Annotated in this window: 20 protein-coding genes and 1 pseudogene; 7 read left to right on the forward strand and 14 right to left on the reverse strand. The window is 37.0% G+C overall.

Features of this window, described 5'->3' with window-relative positions:
• Positions 1-263: 263 nt before the first annotated feature.
• Genes AC1DDK_RS11445 through tgt form a run of 3 tightly spaced genes read right to left on the reverse strand, consistent with a single transcriptional unit; the run spans position 264 to position 3,394 of the window.
• The gene (locus tag AC1DDK_RS11445; RefSeq protein ID WP_288883970.1) at positions 264-1,160 is read right to left on the reverse strand and encodes a DMT family transporter; all 897 of its coding nucleotides are present in this window, start codon (positions 1,158-1,160) and stop codon (positions 264-266) included.
• A complete protein-coding gene (locus AC1DDK_RS11450) occupies positions 1,160-2,263 on the reverse strand; it encodes an LptF/LptG family permease (RefSeq protein ID WP_172659614.1) in 1,104 nt (367 codons plus the stop codon). The genes AC1DDK_RS11445 and AC1DDK_RS11450 overlap by 1 nt, the downstream gene beginning before the upstream one ends.
• Entirely contained in the window at positions 2,264-3,394 is a 1,131-nt protein-coding gene (gene tgt, locus AC1DDK_RS11455) for a tRNA guanosine(34) transglycosylase Tgt (RefSeq protein WP_337716487.1), read from the reverse strand.
• A gap of 171 nt (positions 3,395-3,565) precedes the next feature.
• On the opposite strand from tgt, the gene AC1DDK_RS11460 reads away from it, so the two are divergent.
• Positions 3,566-4,687 carry a glycosyltransferase gene (locus AC1DDK_RS11460; protein WP_172659616.1) on the forward strand — a complete coding sequence of 374 codons (1,122 nt, stop codon included), beginning with the start codon at positions 3,566-3,568 and terminating at the stop codon, positions 4,685-4,687.
• Complete coding sequence (gene rsmG / locus AC1DDK_RS11465) at positions 4,678-5,310, forward strand: 16S rRNA (guanine(527)-N(7))-methyltransferase RsmG (protein ID WP_172659617.1); 633 nt, start codon at positions 4,678-4,680, stop codon at positions 5,308-5,310. Before AC1DDK_RS11460 ends, rsmG begins: the two co-directional genes overlap by 10 nt.
• Before the next feature lie 80 nt (positions 5,311-5,390).
• Here the strand turns inward: rsmG and AC1DDK_RS11470 are convergent, their stop codons facing one another.
• The 3 genes from AC1DDK_RS11470 to AC1DDK_RS11480 are packed head-to-tail and all read right to left on the reverse strand — an operon-like array spanning position 5,391 to position 7,482.
• Positions 5,391-5,627 (reverse strand): hypothetical protein, encoded by a 237-nt coding sequence (locus tag AC1DDK_RS11470; RefSeq protein ID WP_288883971.1) that lies wholly within the window; start codon positions 5,625-5,627, stop codon positions 5,391-5,393.
• A gap of 29 nt (positions 5,628-5,656) precedes the next feature.
• Positions 5,657-7,114, reverse strand: coding sequence for a M56 family metallopeptidase (locus AC1DDK_RS11475; protein ID WP_337716488.1), 1,458 nt, complete (start codon positions 7,112-7,114; stop codon positions 5,657-5,659).
• Complete coding sequence (locus AC1DDK_RS11480) at positions 7,111-7,482, reverse strand: BlaI/MecI/CopY family transcriptional regulator (protein WP_172659620.1); 372 nt, start codon at positions 7,480-7,482, stop codon at positions 7,111-7,113. Before AC1DDK_RS11480 ends, AC1DDK_RS11475 begins: the two co-directional genes overlap by 4 nt.
• Positions 7,483-7,624: 142 nt before the next feature.
• Here AC1DDK_RS11480 and dprA point away from each other — a divergent pair, with 142 nt between their 5' ends.
• Both dprA and AC1DDK_RS11490 read left to right on the forward strand, forming a co-directional pair.
• A complete protein-coding gene (dprA, locus tag AC1DDK_RS11485; protein WP_477633910.1) occupies positions 7,625-8,716 on the forward strand; it encodes a DNA-processing protein DprA in 1,092 nt (363 codons plus the stop codon).
• A 171-nt stretch (positions 8,717-8,887) separates the two neighbouring features.
• Positions 8,888-10,249, forward strand: a complete 1,362-nt coding sequence (locus tag AC1DDK_RS11490) for a pyridoxal-phosphate dependent enzyme (protein ID WP_172659622.1) — start codon at positions 8,888-8,890, stop codon at positions 10,247-10,249.
• Positions 10,250-10,326: 77 nt separating this feature from the next.
• Here the strand turns inward: AC1DDK_RS11490 and murA are convergent, their stop codons facing one another.
• From murA to AC1DDK_RS11530, 8 genes and pseudogenes are all read right to left on the reverse strand, one after another.
• Complete coding sequence (murA, locus tag AC1DDK_RS11495; RefSeq protein WP_172659623.1) at positions 10,327-11,652, reverse strand: UDP-N-acetylglucosamine 1-carboxyvinyltransferase; 1,326 nt, start codon at positions 11,650-11,652, stop codon at positions 10,327-10,329.
• 38 nt (positions 11,653-11,690) lie between these two features.
• Complete coding sequence (locus AC1DDK_RS11500) at positions 11,691-12,356, reverse strand: DUF4290 domain-containing protein (protein WP_172659624.1); 666 nt, start codon at positions 12,354-12,356, stop codon at positions 11,691-11,693.
• Between the two features lie 133 nt (positions 12,357-12,489).
• Positions 12,490-14,814, reverse strand: a complete 2,325-nt coding sequence (locus AC1DDK_RS11505; RefSeq protein WP_477633911.1) for an ATP-dependent helicase — start codon at positions 14,812-14,814, stop codon at positions 12,490-12,492.
• A gap of 120 nt (positions 14,815-14,934) precedes the next feature.
• Positions 14,935-15,123 carry a hypothetical protein gene (locus AC1DDK_RS11510; protein WP_288883974.1) on the reverse strand — a complete coding sequence of 63 codons (189 nt, stop codon included), beginning with the start codon at positions 15,121-15,123 and terminating at the stop codon, positions 14,935-14,937.
• Positions 15,113-15,691 carry an ATPase gene (locus tag AC1DDK_RS11515; protein WP_477633912.1) on the reverse strand — a complete coding sequence of 193 codons (579 nt, stop codon included), beginning with the start codon at positions 15,689-15,691 and terminating at the stop codon, positions 15,113-15,115. Before AC1DDK_RS11515 ends, AC1DDK_RS11510 begins: the two co-directional genes overlap by 11 nt.
• Before the next feature lie 215 nt (positions 15,692-15,906).
• Positions 15,907-16,538: pseudogene (locus tag AC1DDK_RS11520) on the reverse strand (DUF6266 family protein).
• A 400-nt stretch (positions 16,539-16,938) separates the two neighbouring features.
• Positions 16,939-18,471 carry a PH domain-containing protein gene (locus AC1DDK_RS11525; RefSeq protein ID WP_288884362.1) on the reverse strand — a complete coding sequence of 511 codons (1,533 nt, stop codon included), beginning with the start codon at positions 18,469-18,471 and terminating at the stop codon, positions 16,939-16,941.
• 2 nt (positions 18,472-18,473) lie between these two features.
• Entirely contained in the window at positions 18,474-18,989 is a 516-nt protein-coding gene (locus tag AC1DDK_RS11530) for a PH domain-containing protein (protein WP_288884361.1), read from the reverse strand.
• A 385-nt stretch (positions 18,990-19,374) separates the two neighbouring features.
• On the opposite strand from AC1DDK_RS11530, the gene AC1DDK_RS11535 reads away from it, so the two are divergent.
• The 3 genes from AC1DDK_RS11535 to AC1DDK_RS11545 all read left to right on the forward strand — a co-directional run bounded on the left by AC1DDK_RS11535 (position 19,375) and on the right by AC1DDK_RS11545 (position 22,497).
• A complete protein-coding gene (locus tag AC1DDK_RS11535) occupies positions 19,375-20,748 on the forward strand; it encodes a dipeptidase (RefSeq protein WP_288884360.1) in 1,374 nt (457 codons plus the stop codon).
• Between the two features lie 195 nt (positions 20,749-20,943).
• On the forward strand, positions 20,944-21,846 hold the full coding sequence (locus AC1DDK_RS11540; protein ID WP_172659631.1) for a glycoside hydrolase family 25 protein: 903 nt from the start codon (positions 20,944-20,946) through the stop codon (positions 21,844-21,846).
• Between the two features lie 117 nt (positions 21,847-21,963).
• Positions 21,964-22,497, forward strand: a complete 534-nt coding sequence (locus AC1DDK_RS11545) for an RNA polymerase sigma-70 factor (RefSeq protein ID WP_172659632.1) — start codon at positions 21,964-21,966, stop codon at positions 22,495-22,497.
• The last annotated feature ends 30 nt before the right edge of the window (positions 22,498-22,527 follow it).

The raw sequence follows: 22,527 nt of genomic DNA on the forward strand, positions 1-22,527 counted from the left end.
TTTTTGTGAATTTTTAGCGTAGAAATGGAGGTTTTGGTGTTTCTGGAGCTAATTAATTTCAGGTTGTCGGAATCTGCTGTTAAGGTACACTAATTAAGCTTAAAATCCAACAAAATTTCTTTGTTAAAATTTGGCTTTGTATACAGAAATGAAAAATATGAGCGGGTAAAATGCTTGTCGGATGTGTCGTATTTTGAGTGAAAACTGGCTTAAGTCTGAGGGGTAAAACGACCTCCCTATCTCCTGTTTCAACAGATGATTTACTACTGTAAATTCTTTCTTTTTTTGTAGATGGGATAAAGGAAAACTGAGCCTAAAATGAGTGCGGCTCCGAAGTAAAATCCGGTGGACATTGCCTCTTTTGTTCCAAAGAAAATGAAGGCTAGAAGGATGCCGTAAACAGGTTCGAGATTGGTGATGAGCGCTACCCTAAAAGCCGACAAAGTGCGCATCACAGACACACCGGCAACGTAGGCAAGTGCGGTGCAAATGGTACCCAAAATGGTAAGGTAAATCCAGTCGGTAACACTTAAATTGAATGCCTCGGTAAGCAAGCTTTGATCGGCAAAACGATACACTGTGATCCAGAAAAAGGCACCTGAAATCTCATAAAATCCAATGATCTTATGGTCGCTTTTTTGGACTAAAGTAGAATTTATGGTGGCAAATAAGCTCGATGCAAGGGCCGAAGTAAGGCCGAAAATGATGCCTAAAGTATACTTTGATTCGAATTTAAAGATCAGATATATGCCTGCAATGATGATTAAACCGACGATGACATCAGGTATAAGGATGCGTTGTTTCTTTATTAGAGGCTCTAAAATAGCTGTAAAAAGAGTAAAAGAAGAGAGGCACACGAGGGTTACAGATACCGTTGAAACCTTAATGGCATGGAAGAATAATATCCAATGTATGGCCACTATACTTCCAGTAAAAAAGAACTGCAGAAACTGTTTTTTGGTTACCCTGATGCGGGTTTTTGTAGCCATGAAGTAGATGAACAGCGTGATGCTGGCTATCATTACCCTGTACCATACCATTTGTACCGCATCTATTGAGATTAATGCCCCCAGGATGCCTGTAAAGCCCCATATAAACACCGTAAAATGTAGGATTAATAAGTTTCTGGTTACAGACGTTTCTGATGTAACCGGGGTCATTATTTAGGTGCTTTTCTCAGTAGATAATAGCCCAGCAGACCAAAGAATATTGTTGGTGCCAGCACTGCAAATAGTGGTGAAGTGCCTCCTTTTAGGGAGAACATTTTAGCAAATTGGTTCATTACAATATAGCCAAAGCTTAATAATATACCTATTCCAAGGGGTAAACCAACACCTCCACGAACCTTTCTGGAGGATAGTGCAACACCTATGAGGGTTAAAACGAACGCAGAAAGAGGGTGTAGGTAGCGCTTATATTGCTCAAATAGCAAATCATTCCAAATACCTGTGCCTCTTATCTTTTCTTTTCTGATTTTGTCTGATAACTCTTTGTTACTCAGGTTCTCAAATATATTGTCGTAGGCTGAGAAATCATCTGGTCGCATGTCCAGTACAGTATCTTTAGGTTTTACCAATTCCCTTACAAAAGTCTCTTTAAGGCCATTAATATACCTTACAGAATAGTTGGTTAGTCGCCATGATCTCTTTAAAGAATCGTACGATATTTCTTCTGCAACAAGCTTTTTTGTCAATACATCGCCTTTGAAATTATCTAATGAGAACCTGCTTCCTTTCTTTGTTTTATTGTCGAAACTATCCATGTAGATGTATGTATTTGCATCTAATTTCATGTGGATATTGTTCTTGCTTGGCGATGCATTCTTCTTTACGTAGGTGTTCTCAAAGCTGTTTTTAAGCTGATTCGTATAAGGCAGAATGAACAGATTGGAAGCCAGATTTAGTGAAAATATGACGAATGCTGATATAAAATAGGGTAAAAGGAAGCGATTAAAGCTTACTCCGCCACTTAGGATAGGCACAATTTCGGTTTGATCAGCCATCTTTGCCGTAAAGAAGATTACCGCAATAAAATTGATCAATGGCGAGAGCATGTTAACGTAGAAAGGGATTGAACCAGCATAATACAGGGTTACAACCTGCCAAAAGGTAAGGTTTGCGCTTAGAAAATCATCTAGCTTTTCCGACAAGTCAAAAATAACGATAATCACTACAAATAAGGTCAGGGTGTATAGAAACGTGCCCAGATACTTACTGATAATGTACCAGTCGATGATTTTAACCCTGTCTTTTAAGAAACTCATTTATAATTTATTCCCTAAGATAGTTACCATTTTGTTTTTCCATGCATAAAACTCACCTGCAATGATTTTTTCGCGGGCCTGTTTAACCAGCCAAAGATAGAAATGTAGGTTGTGCAAGGTAGCTATCTGTGCACCCAGGATCTCTTTTGAGTGCATTAGGTGCCTTAAATAGGCCTTAGAATATATCTGGTCTGCATGCAAGTTACTGTCGGCTTCAATTGGTGAGAAATCATTTGCCCACTTCTTGTTGCCGATATTAATGATACCATTTTTAGTGAAAAGCATACCATTTCTGGCATTTCTTGTAGGCATTACACAATCAAACATATCTACACCTAACGCAATATTCTCTAAAATATTGATAGGAGTACCTACGCCCATTAAATAACGAGGCTTTTCGTATGGTAAAATATCACATACTATTTCAGTCATCCCGTACATCTCTTCGGCAGGCTCACCAACAGATAAACCACCTATTGCATTGCCCTCACGGTCCATAGAAGCAATAAATTCAGCAGATTTTTTCCTTAGATCTTTATAGACTGAACCCTGTACAATAGGGAAAAGGGTTTGGTTAAAGCCGTATTTTGGCTCTGTTGAGTCAAATCTTGCACAGCAGCGCTTTAACCAGCGATGGGTCATGTTAATAGAAGATGCTGCATATTTATAATCGCATGGATACGGTGTACATTCATCAAACGCCATGATAATGTCGGCCCCAATGGTACGTTGTATATCCATTGCATATTCAGGTGTAAATAGATGCTTTGAACCGTCAATATGTGAATTAAAGGTAACTCCTTCTTCTTTGATTTTTCTTACTTTGCTCAAAGAATACACCTGATAGCCGCCACTGTCGGTTAAAATAGGACGGTCCCAGCCAATAAATTTGTGTAATCCGCCGGCTTGTTCCAGAACATCTAATCCTGGTCTAAGATACAAGTGGTAGGTGTTTCCAAGAATTATTTTGGCATCGATATCATTTTTAAGCTCTCTTTGATGTACTGCTTTAACTGTTCCTGCAGTGCCTACAGGCATGAAAATAGGAGTTTGTATCTCTCCGTGATCCGTTGTAATTGTTCCTGCTCTTGCTTTTGAATGTATATCTTTTGCCTCTAAACTAAACTTCATCTGTGTATGTTTATTGTTTTTTGATTAGAGTAAGTTAGTGTGTAATCTTCCTCTTCAAAAAATCAGGGCAAAAGTAGCAAAAAACCAGCTATTTACGGGCTAAAATTTTTATCAACATAAATGTGCATTACTGATTAAAAATGAGAAATTTGCCAGTTACAAAAATACATCGTGGAATTAACCTTAATTGAGAGCTGCCTGCTCGGCGCTTTAATCTTTTGCTTCTTAATACAGCTATATTTTAGCCTCTTTGTTCACTTAAAACTTGCTCTGGTAAAAGTCGATCCTATTCCCGAAACAGGTAGAAAACCTTTAAGTGTTGTGATTTGCGCACGCAATGAAGTTAATAACCTTACAGAATACTTGCCTTCCGTTTTGGAGCAGAATTATCCTGATTATGAGGTTATTGTTGTTAACGACAGATCCTGGGATGGTACACGTGAATTATTGGAAACCTTTGAAAAACAATATAAGCACCTTAAAGTTGTTCACGTAAATGAAGGAGAAAAGTTTATAGCAGGTAAGAAATTTGCAGTTACCATGGGTATTAAAGCAGCCACAAATGAGTGGCTTGTTTTTACAGATGCCGATTGTTTGCCTGCCTCGCAAGATTGGTTACTGAGCATGCAGCAACCCGAAAATGAGCATGTGGATATCCTTTTAGGTTATTCACCTTATATAAAAAAGAGAGGGATATTGAATGCTTTAATTCGTTTCGAGACATTTTTTACAGCAGTAAATTACCTTTCATTTGCTTTAAAAGGTATGCCTTATATGGGGGTTGGCCGCAATATGGCGTATAAGAAATCATTATTTTTTAAGAAAAAAGGGTTTGCGGCACACATGCATATACCTTCGGGCGATGATGATCTTTTTGTAAATGCTCATGCAACCAGAAGTAATACCGCAATTTCTATTAATAAGGATGCTCATGTTTGGAGCGAGCCAAATACAAGTTTTGGTGCTTATCTGAGACAGAAGAAAAGACATTTTGGAGCAGGTAAAATGTATAAAGGAAAACATAAGTTCATCCTCTCGTCGCAGATTATTATTCAATTCCTGTTTTATGCTTTCTTTGTCGCTTTGTTGTTCTTTAAAGCTACCTTATATATATCACTTGGTGTTTTTGTATTGAGTATTATAATAAGGTGTTTTGTTTACCCACGCCTTTTAAAGCGGTTAAGTTATGGTAATTTGAGTATTTGGTTTCCTGTTTTGGATATTCTATTATTCATTTTTCTAGTGTTTAACGGCATTCTGTCTATATTTGTTAAAAAAGTACAGTGGAAATAAAGTCTACTCTAATACAGAAATATTTTAAAGAGCTAACTGATCAGCAGATAGCTCAGTTTGATCAATTGTACGAATTGTACAGTTTCTGGAATTCCCAGATCAATGTAATTTCAAGAAAAGATATTGATGAGTTATATGAACGCCATATTCTTCATTCGTTGGGAATTGCCAAATTCTGCACTTTCAAAGCAGGAGAACGTGTGTTGGATGTGGGTACCGGAGGTGGATTCCCTGGCATACCGCTAGCTATTCTTTTTCCAGAAACTCAGTTCCATCTGGTTGATTCTATTGGTAAAAAGATTAAAGTGGTTACTGAAGTAGCTGCGGCATTAGGTTTAAAGAATGTTAAAGCGAGTCATTTAAGAGCTGAACAGATTGCAGACAAGTACGATTTTGTAGTTTCCAGAGCAGTTACCAGGCTTATTGATTTTTATCCATGGGTAAAAGGGAAGTTTAATAAAGAATCTAAAAATGCCATTCCTAATGGTATACTATATTTAAAAGGTGGTGATTTAAAAGAAGAGATTTCTGAATCAAAACTAAAAGCGGAATTATATCCGCTTTCAGCTTACTTTGAAGAAGAGTTTTTTGAAACCAAATACGTGGTTTATATACCGCAGTAAGGTTTAATTGGTAAGCTTCAAATCTTAAAGGGCAGCTTCCTTTTTTAGTTCTTTAAATAGCCACCAGATGCTACTTTTTCTTAAAGCCGATCTTTAGTGATCGGCTTTAAAGTTTGATCATATGCAATGAAATCTTCTGATAATCTTAAGTAACCTCGATCATAATATAGCCAATGCATTACATCATCAAGGATTTTAGAAGGTTCAATAACTGGCTTTCCAATTTTTACTTGTTGCGTTTCGACATTAATAAATAATATTAGAAGTGCGCAAATACTCGCTAATATTAACTTTATTTTGGCTACTTTATTGGTCATAAAGTTTTTTAATAAAATCTATTTAGGAATTAATTACCTGATTTTTCTTTCACATTCACGGTGCCTTCTAGCGTTGTCTTAGTCCCTTCTTTTGTTTCTAATTTATCCTTGGTAAGAAGTCTATATGTTGTAGATAGGGATTTTGCTTGTTCTTCATTTTTAGTAGGTGATGTTGCTGGTTTCCCTTCGGCAACGTGAATTTTATATGCCAAAATTATTGATTTGGCTGGTTCTCCATTTTTGGTAGAGGAAGTAATCCCGTCGTTTTCTTTAATAGTTATTGATTTTCCTTCCTCTTTCACTGGCTCAACAGGAGGTGGAGGAGGAGGCACTGGTTTATCAGGCACTACAATTGGCGGTGGGAACTTTATCTTTTTAACGGATCCTGCTTTTTTAGGAGCTCTGACTTCATCAGGTTTTACTATTGGTGGTGGGAATTTGACCTGTTTAACCACGGGAGGCGGTGGTGGCGCAATTCTAACTTTTGTAATTTGGCTCTCTTTAGTTGTTTTAGATTTTGCACCTGGTTTAGTCTTAACCTCTATTATTTCAGCTGCTTTTTTCTTAGGTGTTTCCTGTTTTACAGATTGATCGGACTCGTATTTCTCCGGATACAAGTCTATCACTGCATAGTCTTTAGTAAACGCCATGGTGGATGCGCAGAGCATCCCTCCGGCAATTGGCAATGCAAACAGGAGTTTGAGCCTCGCTCTTCCCGTTGATTTTTTTTTGTTTAACATGTTAATTCTCCTTTTTAATATTGATTGATTGAATATTTGATTGGTAAGCTGATTAGGCGCAATACCAAAGGAATTTTGAATCAGAAACATCGCGTATTGATGTTTCTGAATGTCCTTATGTGTTGTGATGTCGTCGGCGATGTATTCGTGCAGAAGCTTAATTTCTTTTTTGATGAAATAGGTGATGGGATTAAACCATGATACGATTTGAATGATCTCAAAGAAAATTATATCTAAACTGTGTTTCTGCTTTATATGCACCATCTCATGCTTAAGAATGGTGTTTTTCTCCTGCACAGATGGATTTAAGAACAATAGGTTAAAGAAAGAGAAGGCAGCATGTGATTCGCCTAGTTCAACATACGTAATTTTTCCAGATTTCTGTTTTTTAGCATTAATGGAAAGTAAAATGATCTTATATATGCTCATTGCCATTTTTATTGCAAAAAATAAGGCTATAAAGAGGTAGCAATAAATCAACAGATTGCTTATCGTAAATGCATTAGATTTTTCGATTACTGGCGTTAATTGAACCGATAAGATCGTGACTTCCTTTTGATTGTTTAATAGATTATTGAGGTAGCCTACCTGCAAAAGTGGAATAATGAAAGCTATAATACTCGTTATAATAAGATAATACCTATTTAAGGAATAGAAAGTTTCCTTATGTAAAAGCAAACGGTAGAAGCCGTAAAACGCAGCTAAATATAGATTAGCCTCTAGCAGATAGTACAACCAGTTCATCATTTCTTGTTTTTAAGTTTTTCAGCAAGTTGGATCAATTCGTCGAGCTCATCCATGTCCATGTTTTTCTCTTTTACAAGGAAAGATACCAGGCTCTGATAAGAATTTTCGAAGTAATTGTTCATTACTTTATCAAATGCAAAGTGTTTGTACTCGTCTTCAGTTATTATAGGAAAGTAGATATGGGTGTTGCCAACGGCCTTATGATCTATAAACCCTTTGCCTTCTAATACTCTGATTACCGTTGACACCGTATTGTATGCTGGTTTTGGTGGGGTCATTTTGTCTATAACATCCTTTACCAACCCCTCTTTTATTTCCCATAAAATTAGCATTACCTGCTCTTCCGCCTTTGTAAGTTCTCTCATCATTTATTAAATATTGTTGTTAATTAAAGTTACTACTATTTTTATAGTTTACAAACTATTTTTGTAGTTTGTTTTTAATTATCTGATTTACAGTTATATATTTTAGTTTGTTGGTTGGTAGATAAATAAATATATAATTTAGCCCATGAGTTTAATCCACAAAATAGGCCTCACCTTAATTAAGAGTGTGGGGCATGTAACTGCCAAAAGTTTGCTGGAACATTTTGGTAATGCAGAGGTTGTATTTAAAGCAAGTAGAAAAGAATTATTGCAAATTCCAGGGATTGGGCCTGCAACCGCAGATCAAATCCTGACTAATGATGCCCTAAAAATTGCTGAAGAGCAACTAAAATTTATTAAAAAGCATAGGGTTGAGGTTTTGGTTTATACCGATGATAACTATCCTAAGCGGTTAARAAACTGCTTTGATGCACCCGTTTTACTATACTATAAAGGCACTGCTAACCTTAACCATAATAGAATTATAAGTGTTGTTGGCACCAGAAAGGCGACAGAATACGGTAGGCAACTGTGCAAACAACTGGCGGTAACTTTGGCTGATTATGATGTTGTTATAGTTAGCGGCCTGGCATATGGCATTGATATAGCTGCTCATAAAGAAAGCTTGTATCAGGACATACCTACCATTGGGCTTCTTGCGCATGGGCTCGATCGGGTTTACCCTCCATTACATCAGCCAATAGCCCAAAAAATGATGCTAAACGGTGGTTTGCTTACCGAATTCCCGTTGCATACCAATCCAGATAAAGAGAATTTTCCGAAGCGAAACCGGATCATTGCAGGGCTTGCAGATGCCATAATAGTTGTAGAAGCCACTGCTAAAGGAGGTGCGTTAATTACAGCTGATATCGCAAATTCCTATCATCGCGATGTCTATGCTTTCCCCGGCAGAACAACTGATGTGAGTTCTGAGGGATGTAATTTCCTGATTAAAACGAATAGGGCAGCGCTGATTAATCATGCAAAAGACCTCGCTTATTACCTGGGGTGGGATGAAATAAAGACAAAAAAGACTGAGCAAACTCAATTGTTAATTGGGCTCTCCAAAGAAGAACAGAAAGTTGTTGACCTTTTACAGGTATCGGATTTAAGGATCGATGAACTGTCCATACGGTCGGAAATTCCTCAAAGCAAACTCGCCATGCATTTGTTAAACCTTGAAATGCAAGGGATTCTGATTTCTTTACCGGGTAAAACGTATAAATTGAGTGGATAAACGCATTAGCTTCTGTAATGAAATTTTTTATTTACCTACATATTGCATTGTTTGTAAGTCTATTGGAGTACTAGATTAAAATAATATTCTATATTTTGTATTATTTCAATATTAAATTACGAATATTCATTTATAAATAAAATTCCAATCTTCAATCTGTATTTTTGTGTCATGTGGTACAACAATATTTTAGAAACCATTGGTAATACACCATTGGTAAAATTGAATAACATTACAAAGGATATTCCGGCTACGATATTGGCTAAAATTGAGACAACCAACCCTGGTAACTCAATAAAAGATCGTATGGCGGTTAAGATGATAGAAGACGCTGAAAAAAGTGGTAAACTGAAACCTGGTGGCACCATCATAGAGGGAACATCCGGAAATACCGGTATGGGATTAGCTATGGCGGCCATTATAAAAGGTTACAAGTGTATTTTTACTACTACCGACAAGCAATCAAAAGAAAAGGTAGATGCTTTGCGTGCGTTTGGTGCTGAGGTAATCGTATGTCCAACTAACGTTGAACCTGAAGATCCAAGGTCTTATTATTCAGTATCTACGCGTTTAGAGCGTGAGGTTCCAAACTCATGGAAGCCCAATCAGTATGATAATTTATCTAACTCGCAGGCCCATTATGAGCAAACTGGTCCCGAAATATGGGCACAAACTGAAGGAAAGATAACTCATCTTGTAGTTGGTGTTGGTACAGGAGGCACAATTTCTGGTACTGGTAAATACCTTAAAGAACAGAACCCTAATATTAAGGTTTGGGGAATTGATACTTACGGATCGGTTTTTAAGAAATATAAAGAGACCGGGATATTTGATAAAAATGAGGTCTATCCTTACATAACTGAGGGTATTGGAGAAGACTTTCTTCCTAAAAACGTAGATTTTGATATCATTGACCTTTTTGAAAAGGTAACAGATAAAGATGCGGCTTTGATGACCCGTGATATAGCACGCAAAGAGGGGATTTTTGTTGGTAATTCAGCAGGTTCTGCCGTTGCCGGACTGCTGCAATTAAAAGATAAACTGAAGCCTGAGGATGTTGTGGTGATCATATTTCATGACCATGGCAGCAGATATATGGGTAAAATGTATAACGAGGATTGGTTAAGGGAGCGTGGCTTTTTAAAAGACGAAAAGCTTACTGCTGCTACTATTATCGATAAAAAAGACAAAACAGAAATTGTAACTATTGATTGTGAAAAGACTATTCTTGAAGCAATTAATACTATGCATATGCTAAATATCTCGCAGATTCCGGTTACCCAAAAAGAAATGGTTGTTGGTAAGCTGGCCGAAGGAGATATTTTAAAGGCTTTAATGGAAAATCCTTCACTTAAATCGGCTAAGGTTCAGGAGATTATGTCATCCGGGTTTCCTTTTGTTGACCTMAACACATCAATTGACAGAATTTCTGCGTTAATAAACATAGAAAACAGTGCGGTACTGGTTGAGACTGAGGGAGGTAAGATCGAAATTATCACGCAGTACGATATTATTAATGCTATTTCTGCTTAAATAAGCAACCGAGACAAAAACCACTATACAGTAAAAAAGCCCCAATTGGGGCTTTTTTATTTATCGTCATAATGTTTTTAATGTGATGGAGCAGAAGCCTCAATGCGCTTAATTTGTGCACCTAATGCACGTAAACGAATGTCAATGTCTTGATAACCACGCTCGATCTGCTCAATATTAAAGATTGTAGATTTTCCTTCGGCAGATAGGGCCGCAATTAATAAAGAAACCCCGGCACGTATATCAGGAGAAGTCATGCTGATACCCCTAAGTTTATATTTCTTGTCAATGCCGTTAACTGCTGCTCTATGCGGGTCGCAAAGAATGATCTGCGCACCCATATCAATCAATTTATCAACAAAAAACAATCTGCTTTCGAACATTTTCTGGTGAATAAGCACGTTTCCTCTTGCTTGTGTAGCAATAACCAACACAATGCTTAAAAGATCCGGAGTAAAGCCCGGCCATGGAGAATCGGCAATAGTAAGCATTGAACCATCTATAAATGACTCAATTACATAATGTTTTTGAGAAGGAATATAGATGTCGTCACCTCGCAATTCAAATTTGATACCCAGCTTTCTGAATACATCAGGAATTACACCAAGTTCTGAATAGCATACATTTTTAATGGTGATTTCAGACTCGGTCATTGCGGCTAAACCTATGAATGAACCAATTTCAATCATATCAGGAAGCATTCTGTGTTCAGTGCCGCCTAGTTTTTCAACTCCTTCAATAGTAAGCAGGTTGGAACCAACTCCGGTGATTTTGGCACCCATGCGGTTCAGCATTTTACAAAGCTGTTGCAGGTAAGGTTCACATGCTGCATTATATATGGTAGTAGTACCTTTGGCAAGTACAGCCGCCATAACAATATTGGCCGTTCCTGTTACAGAAGCCTCATCTAATAATATATATGCGCCTTTAAGATTTGTAGCATCTACATTAAAAAACTCTTTTTTAGAGTCGTACACAAACTTAGCCCCTAATTTTTCAAAGCCTAAAAAGTGAGTATCTAATCTTCTTCTGCCTATTTTATCGCCTCCCGGCTTAGGAATTGCAGCGGTACCAAAACGACCTAAAAGTGGACCGACTATCATGATTGAACCCCTTAAACCACCGCCTTTAGCTTTAAAGGCATCAGATAAGAAGAATTTAAGGTCAATGTTTTTAGCTTCAAAGGTGTAAGTGTCTTTAGATAAGCGCTCTACGGTTACCCCCATATCGCCCAGCAATTCAATAAGCTTGTTTACATCTTTGATATCTGGAATATTACTGATGGTAATTTTCTGATCTGTTAATAAAACAGCAGCAATGATCTGTAAGGCCTCATTCTTTGCTCCCTGAGGATGAATTTCACCCTTTAACTTCTTTCCACCAATTATTTCAAATGCGTTCATACTACTGTTAAGGATCTAAATATTAAAATTGGTAAGAATTAATGTCTCTGCTTAGGGTTATTGTTACGTTGCTGACGGTTGTTATTATTTTGTCTGCCTTTATTGTTATTTCTACCGCGGTTGTTGTTATTTGCAGGTCTGCTTACAACGGGCTTAAATTCAACTTTGTTTAGATTAACATTGTCATCCAGTTCAAGCTGACCACCAGATAGTTCACGTAAATTTTTGAAGATTGTTTCATCAGCTACGCTATCTTTATTCCACGTAACATAAGCCATTTTCATGAAGTTTGCTATGCCTTGTACCATTGCAGCTCTGCGTTCTGGTTCATCAACAGCTTTAGCTTTTTCAATCATTACTTCAACTGTTTTGCCGTAATGCTTGTATTTGATTTTTTGCTGAGGATATCCAATATGGTCAGGTTTTATTAAGGCTGCTTCAGGAGTAGGCTTAGGATAAGGACTATCCACATCTATCTGATAACCGGATATGATGTGTAAATGGTCCCAAAGTTTATGTTTAAAATCGGCAACATCGCGCAAATGAGGATTTAAGAATCCCATTAAGTCGATTACTGCCTGTGCATATTTATTGCGTTCTTCACGATCGGGTAATTCAATAATGTACTTAACCATGTTTTGTACATTACGGCCATATTCGGCCAGAATTAATTCGTTTCTAGTGGTATTATAGTCGAAATTCATTTAATTTATTTCTATGAAGTAGCTGTTCAGGAATAACGGCTAAATTTCAATTTTTATATAATTCTCTTTGTAGATTATTTATAAGCCTTACGATTCTCTGTCTAAGTTAATACAGATTTAGCAAATATATATCTTATTTAACAATTCGCAATTTAGCAAATTTTAATAATAACTGCTTATTACCTAGTCCCTGAAAAAATACAGTAGCTTTTACATCAGGTAATGTACCTTCTAAGGCAACTATTTTACCGAAACCGAACTTTTCATGCTCTACATCCATGCCATTTTGGAATAGATTGGCGGCATCAGGAGCGAAACCAGGAGTAGGTACGTGTGCCTTTGGAAGCAATGAAGTAGTTTTTGGACGAGGAGCAGGGGAGCTGGTTCCTGTAGCTGTACCCKAACCAGAGCTAGACATTGCAGGTTTTGGTTTGCTAAAGCTATCCCTTTGTTGTGTCCAGCTTCTGCGTTCGCCATCAAAACTGTCTTGTCCTAAACTGCTTTTAGCTGGTTTTACCACCTCAATTTCTAAATAGCGGGCATTAATTTCATTTATGAACCTACTTGGTTCGCAATTGGTTAACGTTCCCCAGCGATATCTGGAAGTAGCATATGTTAAAGTCAGCTTTTTCTCTGCCCTTGTTATGGCAACATAAAATAATCGTCGTTCTTCCTCCAGGTCGGTACGTGAGTTTAAACTCATTTGCGAAGGGAACAGGTTTTCTTCTAATCCTACTACAAATACGTTTTTAAACTCCAATCCTTTTGCAGAGTGTATAGTCATTAACGAAACAGTCTCTTTATCTTTTTCATCCTGTCTATCATCATTGGTTAACAATGCGATATCCTGCATAAAAATAGCGAGACTTCTGTCTTCAATATCCTCACGCTCAGCAAATTCTTTGATACCATTTAGTAACTCCTGAATGTTTTCGTATCTGCTGCGTCCTTCAATACTATCGTCAGTATGTAATTCTTTTAATATGCCGGAGTGCTGTGCAATATAGAGTGCGGTTTCGTAAGCATCCAATTTTTTAGATTCTGCAGCAAAGCTTTGTATCAGCATGGCAAAATCATTTAATTGGTTTGCTATTCTTCCTTCTATATACTGTTGCGGACTGCATATTACCTGCCACATGGTGATGTCATGCTTATCGGCGGCAACTATGATCTTCTCAACCGTAGTATCACCAAGTCCGCGACGAGGGTAATTGATTACTCTTTTTATAGCCTCTTCATCACTGGGATTAAAGGTTAAACGGAAATAGGCAATTAAATCCTTTATCTCTTTACGTTGATAGAAGGAGAGACCTCCGTATATTTTATAAGGAACATTGAGTTTCCTTAAAGCCTCCTCCATAGCCCTTGATTGGGCATTTGTTCTATATAGAATGGCAAAATCGTTAAATTTAAGTCCTTTTGAACTGCGATCCTGAACAATAGCTTCGGCAACCAGTTTACCTTCTTCGTTATCTGTAAATGCGCGCTGAACTTTAATTCTATCGCCGGCCTCATTGTCAGAAAATACATTCTTCTCCAGCTGGTTTTTGTTATTTGCGATGATACTGTTGGCAACTTCAACAATGTTTTGTGTAGAGCGATAGTTCTGCTCTAATTTATATACCTGCAACTCAGGATAATCACGTTCAAAGTTTAATATATTCTGAATGTTTGCACCCCTAAAGGCATAGATACTTTGGGCATCATCACCTACAACACATATATTTTGGTATGCAGCAGCCAGTTTTTTTACAATTGTGTATTGCGAAAAGTTAGTATCCTGGTACTCATCAACCATCAGGTATTTAAATTTCTGCTGGTATTTATTTAATACATCCGGATGGTTCTTAAGCAAAACATTGGTTTTGAAAAGTAAATCATCAAAATCCATTGCTCCGGCTTTAAAACACCGTTTGGTATATGTTTCATAAATAGAACCCATTAAAGGGCGTTTATTGCTAACATCTTCAGCCTGAATTTCAGCGCTTTGAAGATACTCTGAATAAGAAACCAGGTTGTTTTTAGCAGATGAGATTCTATTGTAAACAAAGTTGGCATTATACAATTTATCGTCAAGCTGCATCTCTTTTAATATAGATCTGATCAGACTTTTACTGTCGTCCGTATCGTATATTGTAAAGTTAGATGGATACCCGATTTTTTCAGCTTCAACCCTTAATATCTTGGAAAATACGGAGTGAAAAGTACCCATCCAGATGTTTTTTGCTTCTGGGCCAACTACTTTCATAATCCTATCGCGCATGTCTTTAGACGCCTTATTGGTAAAGGTAAGTACAAGGATATTAAAAGGATCCACACCCTTTTGAATCAGGTGGGCTACTCTATATGTAATTACACGTGTTTTACCGGAACCAGCACCTGCAACTATCATTGCCGGGCCTTGTGTGTTTTCTACTGCTGCGCGTTGTTGGGGGTTTAAACCTGCTAAATAATCCAAAATCCGTTCCTGTTTCTGCTTTTAGGGTATAATACTTAAGATATAATCTTTTTAGGTTACAAAGCTACATTTTTTAGGAGTTGTTTCAAAAAGTATCTGGTACTGTTTCCAATTCGAATTTTACTTAGACAGTGTTTTCAACAGCTCCTTGGCGGGAACAGATTTAACATTTCCATCTTTATCGCCAACTATCAAGTTTTCGTTGTTGGCCGCTGAAGATTCAGCAAGTTTACGAAGCGCCTTGTTAACACCATTAATTATGTTGGCGGCTAATTCATTAAGATCTGTCTTATTATCCTTAATTATCATTGCTTTGAGTTATAATGGTTTGCCAAATATCGTTATTTTTTATTTCTGCTCCCAATTTACTTGAACCTTGAGCAATAATTTCGGWAGCTAAATCCATATTGTCAATTACAAACCAATTATTACAAATTGGCATATACAATTTTAATAGGTTTTTAATTCCCCGGTAATATCTTCGTTTAATTACATCTTCGGGTATATCATGTCCTCCATTACTTACGCGTTTTGCTACCCGTTGTATTGCCATCTGAGGGGAGCTTAACCAAAAATAAAGCAAACTTACTTCATAGCCCTTTTCTTGTGCTTTCTTAACCATTGTAACGTAACTTCTTGTTGATAATGTGGTTTCAAACGCAAAATCAGCACCTTCATTCATTAATTCCTGGATTCGGCTTAACATTATTCTACCTGCTTCAAAAGCAACACCTTCCGGATTAAAGGGTGAAATTCCTGCTGCTATGTTATCAGCATTAACGAACTCTTTGCAGTTCAGTATTTCTGGTAATATAGTGTAACTAGCAGTGGTTTTACCTGCACCATTACATCCTGCTATAATATATAGATTAGACATGACTACGAAGTTACCAAATATTGAAGAGTTGAGGTATGTTTTGTTGCTTCGTCATCTCGACGATAGGAGAGATCTCTTGCTTATGCTACTTGCTACGCAGCTACTTCGTTGTCAAGAGATCTCTCCTATCGTCGAGATGACGATCGCCTTAGAGCGACCGCCTTAAAACGACTGCTTTAAGTCGACTGCTTTAAGACAACCGCCTTGAAAATATGCTAAATACTTCCCAGGTATCGGCTGTTTCCTATTTTTTTCCTGTTTAATGAGCTGATGCTTACATAAACTTCAAGCCTTTTGCCGGCCATTTTTGGATTAAATTTAAAAGTACACTGCTTATCACGACGTTTTATGCCACCAGAAAAACCATCTGTTACATGTAGTTCAGGACAATAAATCACCAGCATAACCTGATCATCAAAAGATGTATTTTTAATCCCATTGTCTAACCAGCTCAGTTTTAAAACATTAGGAGCTTGCAGTTCCATAGCTACTTCTTCAATCATAGGTAAATTGCCTTTACTGATCACAAATTCATGGTAAACTACTGTGTAATTGGGGTGTGTGCCTACAACAACTTTATGATAATTTTCAGAAAAAGCTGCACTAATCTCTGTTCTTTGCTCTGGTGATGCATAAAACCTATTGACACATAGGGATGGAAAGGTACCAGCAGTTCATTCATGAACCTTAGTTTTTGCCTGCTTTCTATTTGAGCAGGCGTATTTGATTTCTTGTTTTTTTTCTTTGGAACCTGACGTAAATAGGGAATGCCTTTCCATATTCCTCCGATTACTGGGCCTATCTTACCAGATACTGCGTCTAAGATTCCTTTCTTAATTTTTGCCATTGTTTTAATTTTAATAGTGAAACATTTATTTAATTATCTTATTGTACTTTAATACATCTCCGTTTTTCTATCGATTTTTATATCACTCTAAAAAGCGTTTTAAATGATAAAGGTCGTTCAGAGTCGTTTTAAAGTCGTTAAATAGTCGTCTGAAAGTCGTTTATTTAAGCTAGTTGAACCAGACCAAATCAGGCGTCAGTACAACGCTTATAACAATCCAAATCATTTCAGATTCAAAGTAAAACATAAAAAAAATATTATGGCAGTCCCAGGGGGTCCCGGACCCCCCTGCTAAAAAGGCTCAAAAATGCAGTCAGTTGGCTGGAAACAAAGAAAAATTTTTATTATTTTTTTACTAAAACGAGTAAAATTTAAGCATTTACCAATGTGTTGTGGTTAATTACATCCAATCTTTTTTGGAAACCTCAATCTTATACGTCCAATAGTTTACCAAACTTTTAATGTAGCTGTAGTTCCCATATTTGAAGTGTATTACACCGGCTGCAGTATGGATGATTAAATGCCCCACATCTGCACCTTTATGCCAAAAATATTGTTTGGCAGTTATTGCCTGGATTTTATGTGGCTCAATGATCTCGTGTTCTACGTCCCATATGCCACTTTTTTTAATGATGAAATGCTCATCAACATATAATCTGTGGCGCTTAAATTCGAAATACAGCATTGTGCCAACCACTATTATATAAGGTAAAGCCATAAATAAATAGTTTCTTAGAAGGGGGAGGGCATAGCTGCTTAACAATGCAAATACTGATATTGGAAATACAATCCAGATCATGGTTTGCAGAAAGATGAAACGGTAGTTTGGTTTTAGTTCTGCACCTTTTGTTGGTGCCCTGCTGAGAATCATCTTTAAAACTTCATTACGCTCTGTTTCGCTGCAACCGGGTATTTCTATATCCGATTTTTTACTGTCTTCCTTATCAGCAGAATCAAATGAAGCCTGCTTAATTTTCATGTTCAGCAGATCGAATTTTTTCTGGAAATAATTCTGACTGTATGCACTTAATTGAACTTTATTAGGAGTTAGCAATACATTTTTGCGCGTAAATAAGCCGGAACTGACTGCGAGTGCTCCTTTTTGCTTAATGATTTTAAAGTTGAAATACTTTACAAATGTTCTGACGATGTTTGTTGCCAGGATCATAATTAAAGCAAATGCCACCACAAAACACAAAGAGAAAAGAGTGATACCTTTGCTGAGCATCTTAGTAAATTGTTCCCTTTCTATTTCCAGCGCATCTGTATAGTCTTTAAATAATTGGAAAGCTCCAAAAATAAAACCTGTTAATAATAACAAACTGGCTCCATAGTTAGTGGTTATGCCTATTTTAAGTAGGGTATTGGTGCTTAGTTTAAGGAGAGGAGGAGCTGACTCTACAACCTGATTGTCTGCTTGAGTATTAACGGTTTCGCTTTCTGAAAGGTCACGACTCAATAGCTTTTGCTTAAGAATAGTCGCTGTAGCATGATCTATAGCTTTAATGCTTGCTTCTTTCTTTTCGCTTCCGGCGGTATCAATTTCCAGGCTATAGACCCCAACAACCTGCTGTAACAGGTTCTGATTTATATTTACCTGCTGTATTTTATTGAGTTGAATAGTGAGGGAGGTTTTGCTGAAAATGCCACTATTGATAATGAATTCTTGCCGCTTCTCATCCAGAAAAAAAGTGAACTTTTGGTAGCTGAAATAAGCAAATAGTGCCAGAACTATTGTTAACAAGCATAAAAACGCAATGAGTATCAATGCCAGGTTGCCCGAATCTTTTGACTTAACTATAATCAGGATAAGAGGAAGTGCCAAAGCTCTAACTACCTTTTGAAAACTATTGGCAAACATGATAATAATGCCTGATGCTGATTGTTTTCGGGGCGCTGAAAAATCGTATGTTATATTAGGTTCTTCAGACATCTTTAATCAGCCTCATTTATTTGCTTCATGAGCAATTCTTTAATGCTTTTTGCATTGTCGATTTCAATTCCGGGAATATGTAAGCTACCCGAACTGCCTCCGGCAGTAAAAATTCTTAATTCGCCTAAGCCGTATATTCTTGAAAATAAGCCTTCGTCTAAAGCAATATGTTGTATTCTGGAAAAAGGAACTATAGTGGTTGATAAGGCGATAATTCCGCTGGTGTATAAAATGTCCTTTTCTCGAACAGCAAATCCGCGTTTTTTAAAGCTGGCTTTGTATAAAATGAATAACAGGACTGCGAACACGATATAAATGCCAATTAATGTATATAAGTAGGCTCTTGCATTGGCATTAAGTATTAGTAGTGTAACCAAACCAGCAGCTAAGACTAATAAGAATATAAAGATATTGATGAGCATTACATTCCAGTACTTGCTGTTTAGTGGGTTTAGATGTACTTCTTCATATTTGGGTAATGAATCTGTATCTATGGTTTCATTAGTGAATTCCGTCATTCCTGCTTTTTTGATGATGTACTGAACGAAGTTAGGGAATTATTTTTCTTGTGAACAATAGCTATCATGTAAAACAATCAAGTATTTTAAACTAAATAAATTTGAAATAATAGTTGCGAATGTGTAACAGGATAGTTACCTTTATCGTGAGAGCGTTAATTTAAGGGGGTAAGCAGAAATGTTTATCCCTTTTCTTTTTAATATCATTCTAAAAAAGTATTTCAACCAAGTATAAATTAGCGTCTGCAAATACTACCAACTGGTATAATTTAATTAGTTTTGCTACCACTAACTAAGGACTTTTTTCTGTAGAAAATTGTAAAAAATCCTAACATAAAGGTGCCTTTAAACTAACTTAAAATAAATTCGTAAAAACTAATTTGTTATGCAAGAAATCAAAAAATATGTTGAAGAAAATAAGCAACGCTTTTTAGATGAGTTGTTTGAATTGTTACGCTTCCCATCGGTTAGTGCCGACCCAAAATATAAGGGAGATGTGCTGAAAACTGCTGATTATGTTGCCCAAAAACTTAAAGACGCAGGTGCCGATAAAGTAGAGATCTGTGAAACTGCTGGCTATCCAATTGTTTACGGAGAGAAAATTGTTGACGAAAGTCTTCCTACAGTATTAATTTACGGTCATTATGATGTGCAACCTGCAGATCCATTGGAATTATGGAAAACGCCTCCCTTTGAGCCTACCGTGCGCGATGGAAAGATTTATGCCCGTGGTGCCTGCGATGATAAAGGCCAGTTTTACATGCATGTAAAGGCTTTTGAGTTGATGATGAAAACCAACACGCTGGCATGTAATGTGAAATTTATGATTGAGGGTGAGGAAGAAGTAGGTTCTGCAAATCTTGGCATCTTTGTAAATGCGAATAAAGAGCGTTTGAAAGCTGATGTGGTATTGATTTCTGATACTTCAATGATCAGTATGGAGAATCCTTCAATTGAAACAGGCTTGCGTGGTTTAGCTTATATGGAAGTTGAAGTTGTTGGTCCGAACCGCGATTTGCACTCTGGTGTATATGGTGGTGCGGTAGCAAACCCAATTACCATATTATGTAAAATGATTGCTTCCTTACATGATGAAAACAATCACATCACTATACCTGCTTTTTATGATAAAGTAATTGAACTTACGGATGCAGAGAAAACTGCTTTAAATGCGGCGCCATTTGATTTGAAAGAGTATAAAGAGGATCTTGAAATTGCTGCTGAATGGGGTGAGAAAGGCTATTCGACACTTGAACGCACCGGAACCAGGCCTACTTTAGAAGTGAATGGAATTTGGGGTGGTTATATAGGAGAGGGTGCTAAAACTGTACTTCCTTCAAAAGCGAATGCTAAAATTTCTATGCGTTTGGTGCCTCACCAAAGTTCAGATGAAATTGCAGAGATCTTTACCAAGCATTTTGAGAGTATTGCGCCAGACTACGTTAAAGTAAAAGTTACTGCACATCATGGTGGTGAGCCGGTAGTAACACCTACGGATAGTATAGCATACCGCGCTGCAGAGCAAGCCATTGTTGATTCTTTTGGTAAAAAACCTATTCCTACACGTGGTGGTGGTAGTATTCCTATTGTCGCTTTGTTTGAAAGTGCTTTAGGTATCAAATCTGTGCTTTTTGGCTTTGGTTTGGATAGCGATGCGCTGCACTCGCCAAATGAAAAGTATGATATTTATAATTACTACAAAGGAATTGAGACGTTGCCTTTGTTTCATAAATATTTTGCGGAATTGAGCAAAGGGTAACTGGCTTTTTACTTCGGTTTGGTTATTTAATAAAAACACCAATATTCCTTCTCTCCTCGGATTTAGAAATAAAATCCGCATGTCGATCAGGAACATTGGTGTTTTTATTTGAGCATAACATAGAACTCATCATGTTATTATATTAGAGATAATTTAATGTTGAGCCTTTAAATACTTTTGTATTTTTGTCGCATCATGCCGCCAGCACAAAGAAAAACACCCGTTTCGCAAAAGACTTCTATTCCGCGAAAAACTACCGTACCACGTAAAAAGGCCGTTCCCCGAAAAAAGCAAACAAAGAAAAAGCCCTGGTCATTGCAAGTTAAGTTCATGCTTGTTGCGGTGTTGCTGGTTCTTTTATCTCCTTTTTATTACGCATACATTATTAAGGGATTTACTTCAACATGGAGATGGCTAAAGGATTTGGGTGAGGATCCTGCATATCGTACCTATCGCAGCTTTAATATCCGGATACCAAAGGATTACAATATACATGGTATAGATGTTTCCTATTATCAGGGTAAGATAGATTGGAAAAGGGTTAAGGCGATGGAAGAAGATGATGTGCGCGTGCATTTTGCATTTATAAAGGCAACAGAGGGGATGCTTAGTGTTGATCCTTATTTCCAACGAAACTGGCGGGAGGCTGCCAAAGTAGGTATTGTGTGTGGAGCATATCATTTTTTCAGACCTCAGAAATCGGGGAGCTGGCAAGCTAAGTTCTTCCTTCAAACTGTAAAATTCGAGGCTGGGGATCTTCCTCCTGTTGTAGATATAGAACAATTAAATGGTACTTCGCCTGCAAATATGCGAGCGCAACTGAAAGAGTTTGTTTCTTATATAGAGAAAAGAGAGCAGGTAAAACCGATTATTTATACCGGGCTGTCGTTCTATAATGACTATTTGAAAGGATACTTTGATAATTATCCTTTGTGGATTGCCCATTATCATCAACCAAAGCTTAAAGTTAATGAAGCTACCAAATGGTTCTTTTGGCAACACTCTGATAAGGCAAGAATCTCAGGTATTAATCACGCAGTAGATTTTAATGTTTTTAAAGGTGATAGTACAACCTTTTCACAAATGTTGATTAAATAAAATCCTTTCTGTTAATGGTTAGCTTAAGTTATTTAAAAGAAAAATAACTACAGTTATAAATATATAATGAATCATTATTTCTAATATTACTAAAAATTATTTTTAAATATTGGGGGTATGCAGGAGCTGGTCATTCGCATTCGGGAAAATGAGGACGAATCTGCATTTAATGAGCTTTACGAGGGATATGCAAATAAGTTTTTCCGGTTCGCACAATCATTTGTGGGAGAGCGTGAGATTGCAGAAGAAATTGTAAATGATGTGTTGGTAAGGCTCTGGATTGAGCGTAAGGAAAACTTGCGCATCAACAATATGCAGGTCTACCTTTATACATCGATAAAGAATGCATGCTTAAATCATTTGCGTAGCATTACCTCTAAAAAGAATAATGAAATAAAGGTAACTGAAGCGTATTATTTTCATTTGTCGGTTGATCCATCCCAGATTCTGATCAGTAAAGAGTTGTCAGATAATATGCTGAAGGCTATTAACGACTTACCTGCCCGATGCAAACTGATCTTTAAAATGGTAAAGGAAGATGATTTGTCTTGTAAAGAAGTAGCGAGTATTCTTGGGCTTTCTGATAAGACTGTATTTGCACAGCTATCCATTGCACTTAAAAAGCTCGATTCGGCAATTCATAGTAAGTAGGATTGAGATTGCGCACGGTTTAGGTTGAGA

This window comes from Pedobacter sp. 05T44 (genome assembly GCF_056395985.1).

Bases quoted from the DNA above. Each gene is read 5' to 3' on its own strand.
- AC1DDK_RS11445 (WP_288883970.1), bottom strand. From the start codon at position 1,160: ATGACCCCGGTTACATCAGAAACGTCTGTAACCAGAAACTTATTAATC.
- AC1DDK_RS11450 (WP_172659614.1), bottom strand. From the start codon at position 2,263: ATGAGTTTCTTAAAAGACAGGGTTAAAATCATCGACTGGTACATTATC.
- tgt (WP_337716487.1), bottom strand. From the start codon at position 3,394: ATGAAGTTTAGTTTAGAGGCAAAAGATATACATTCAAAAGCAAGAGCA.
- AC1DDK_RS11470 (WP_288883971.1), bottom strand. From the start codon at position 5,627: ATGACCAATAAAGTAGCCAAAATAAAGTTAATATTAGCGAGTATTTGC.
- AC1DDK_RS11475 (WP_337716488.1), bottom strand. From the start codon at position 7,114: ATGATGAACTGGTTGTACTATCTGCTAGAGGCTAATCTATATTTAGCT.
- AC1DDK_RS11480 (WP_172659620.1), bottom strand. From the start codon at position 7,482: ATGATGAGAGAACTTACAAAGGCGGAAGAGCAGGTAATGCTAATTTTA.
- murA (WP_172659623.1), bottom strand. From the start codon at position 11,652: ATGAACGCATTTGAAATAATTGGTGGAAAGAAGTTAAAGGGTGAAATT.
- AC1DDK_RS11500 (WP_172659624.1), bottom strand. From the start codon at position 12,356: ATGAATTTCGACTATAATACCACTAGAAACGAATTAATTCTGGCCGAA.
- AC1DDK_RS11510 (WP_288883974.1), bottom strand. From the start codon at position 15,123: ATGATAATTAAGGATAATAAGACAGATCTTAATGAATTAGCCGCCAAC.
- AC1DDK_RS11525 (WP_288884362.1), bottom strand. From the start codon at position 18,471: ATGTCTGAAGAACCTAATATAACATACGATTTTTCAGCGCCCCGAAAA.
- AC1DDK_RS11530 (WP_288884361.1), bottom strand. From the start codon at position 18,989: ATGACGGAATTCACTAATGAAACCATAGATACAGATTCATTACCCAAA.
- AC1DDK_RS11535 (WP_288884360.1), top strand. From the start codon at position 19,375: ATGCAAGAAATCAAAAAATATGTTGAAGAAAATAAGCAACGCTTTTTA.
- AC1DDK_RS11540 (WP_172659631.1), top strand. From the start codon at position 20,944: ATGCCGCCAGCACAAAGAAAAACACCCGTTTCGCAAAAGACTTCTATT.
- AC1DDK_RS11545 (WP_172659632.1), top strand. From the start codon at position 21,964: ATGCAGGAGCTGGTCATTCGCATTCGGGAAAATGAGGACGAATCTGCA.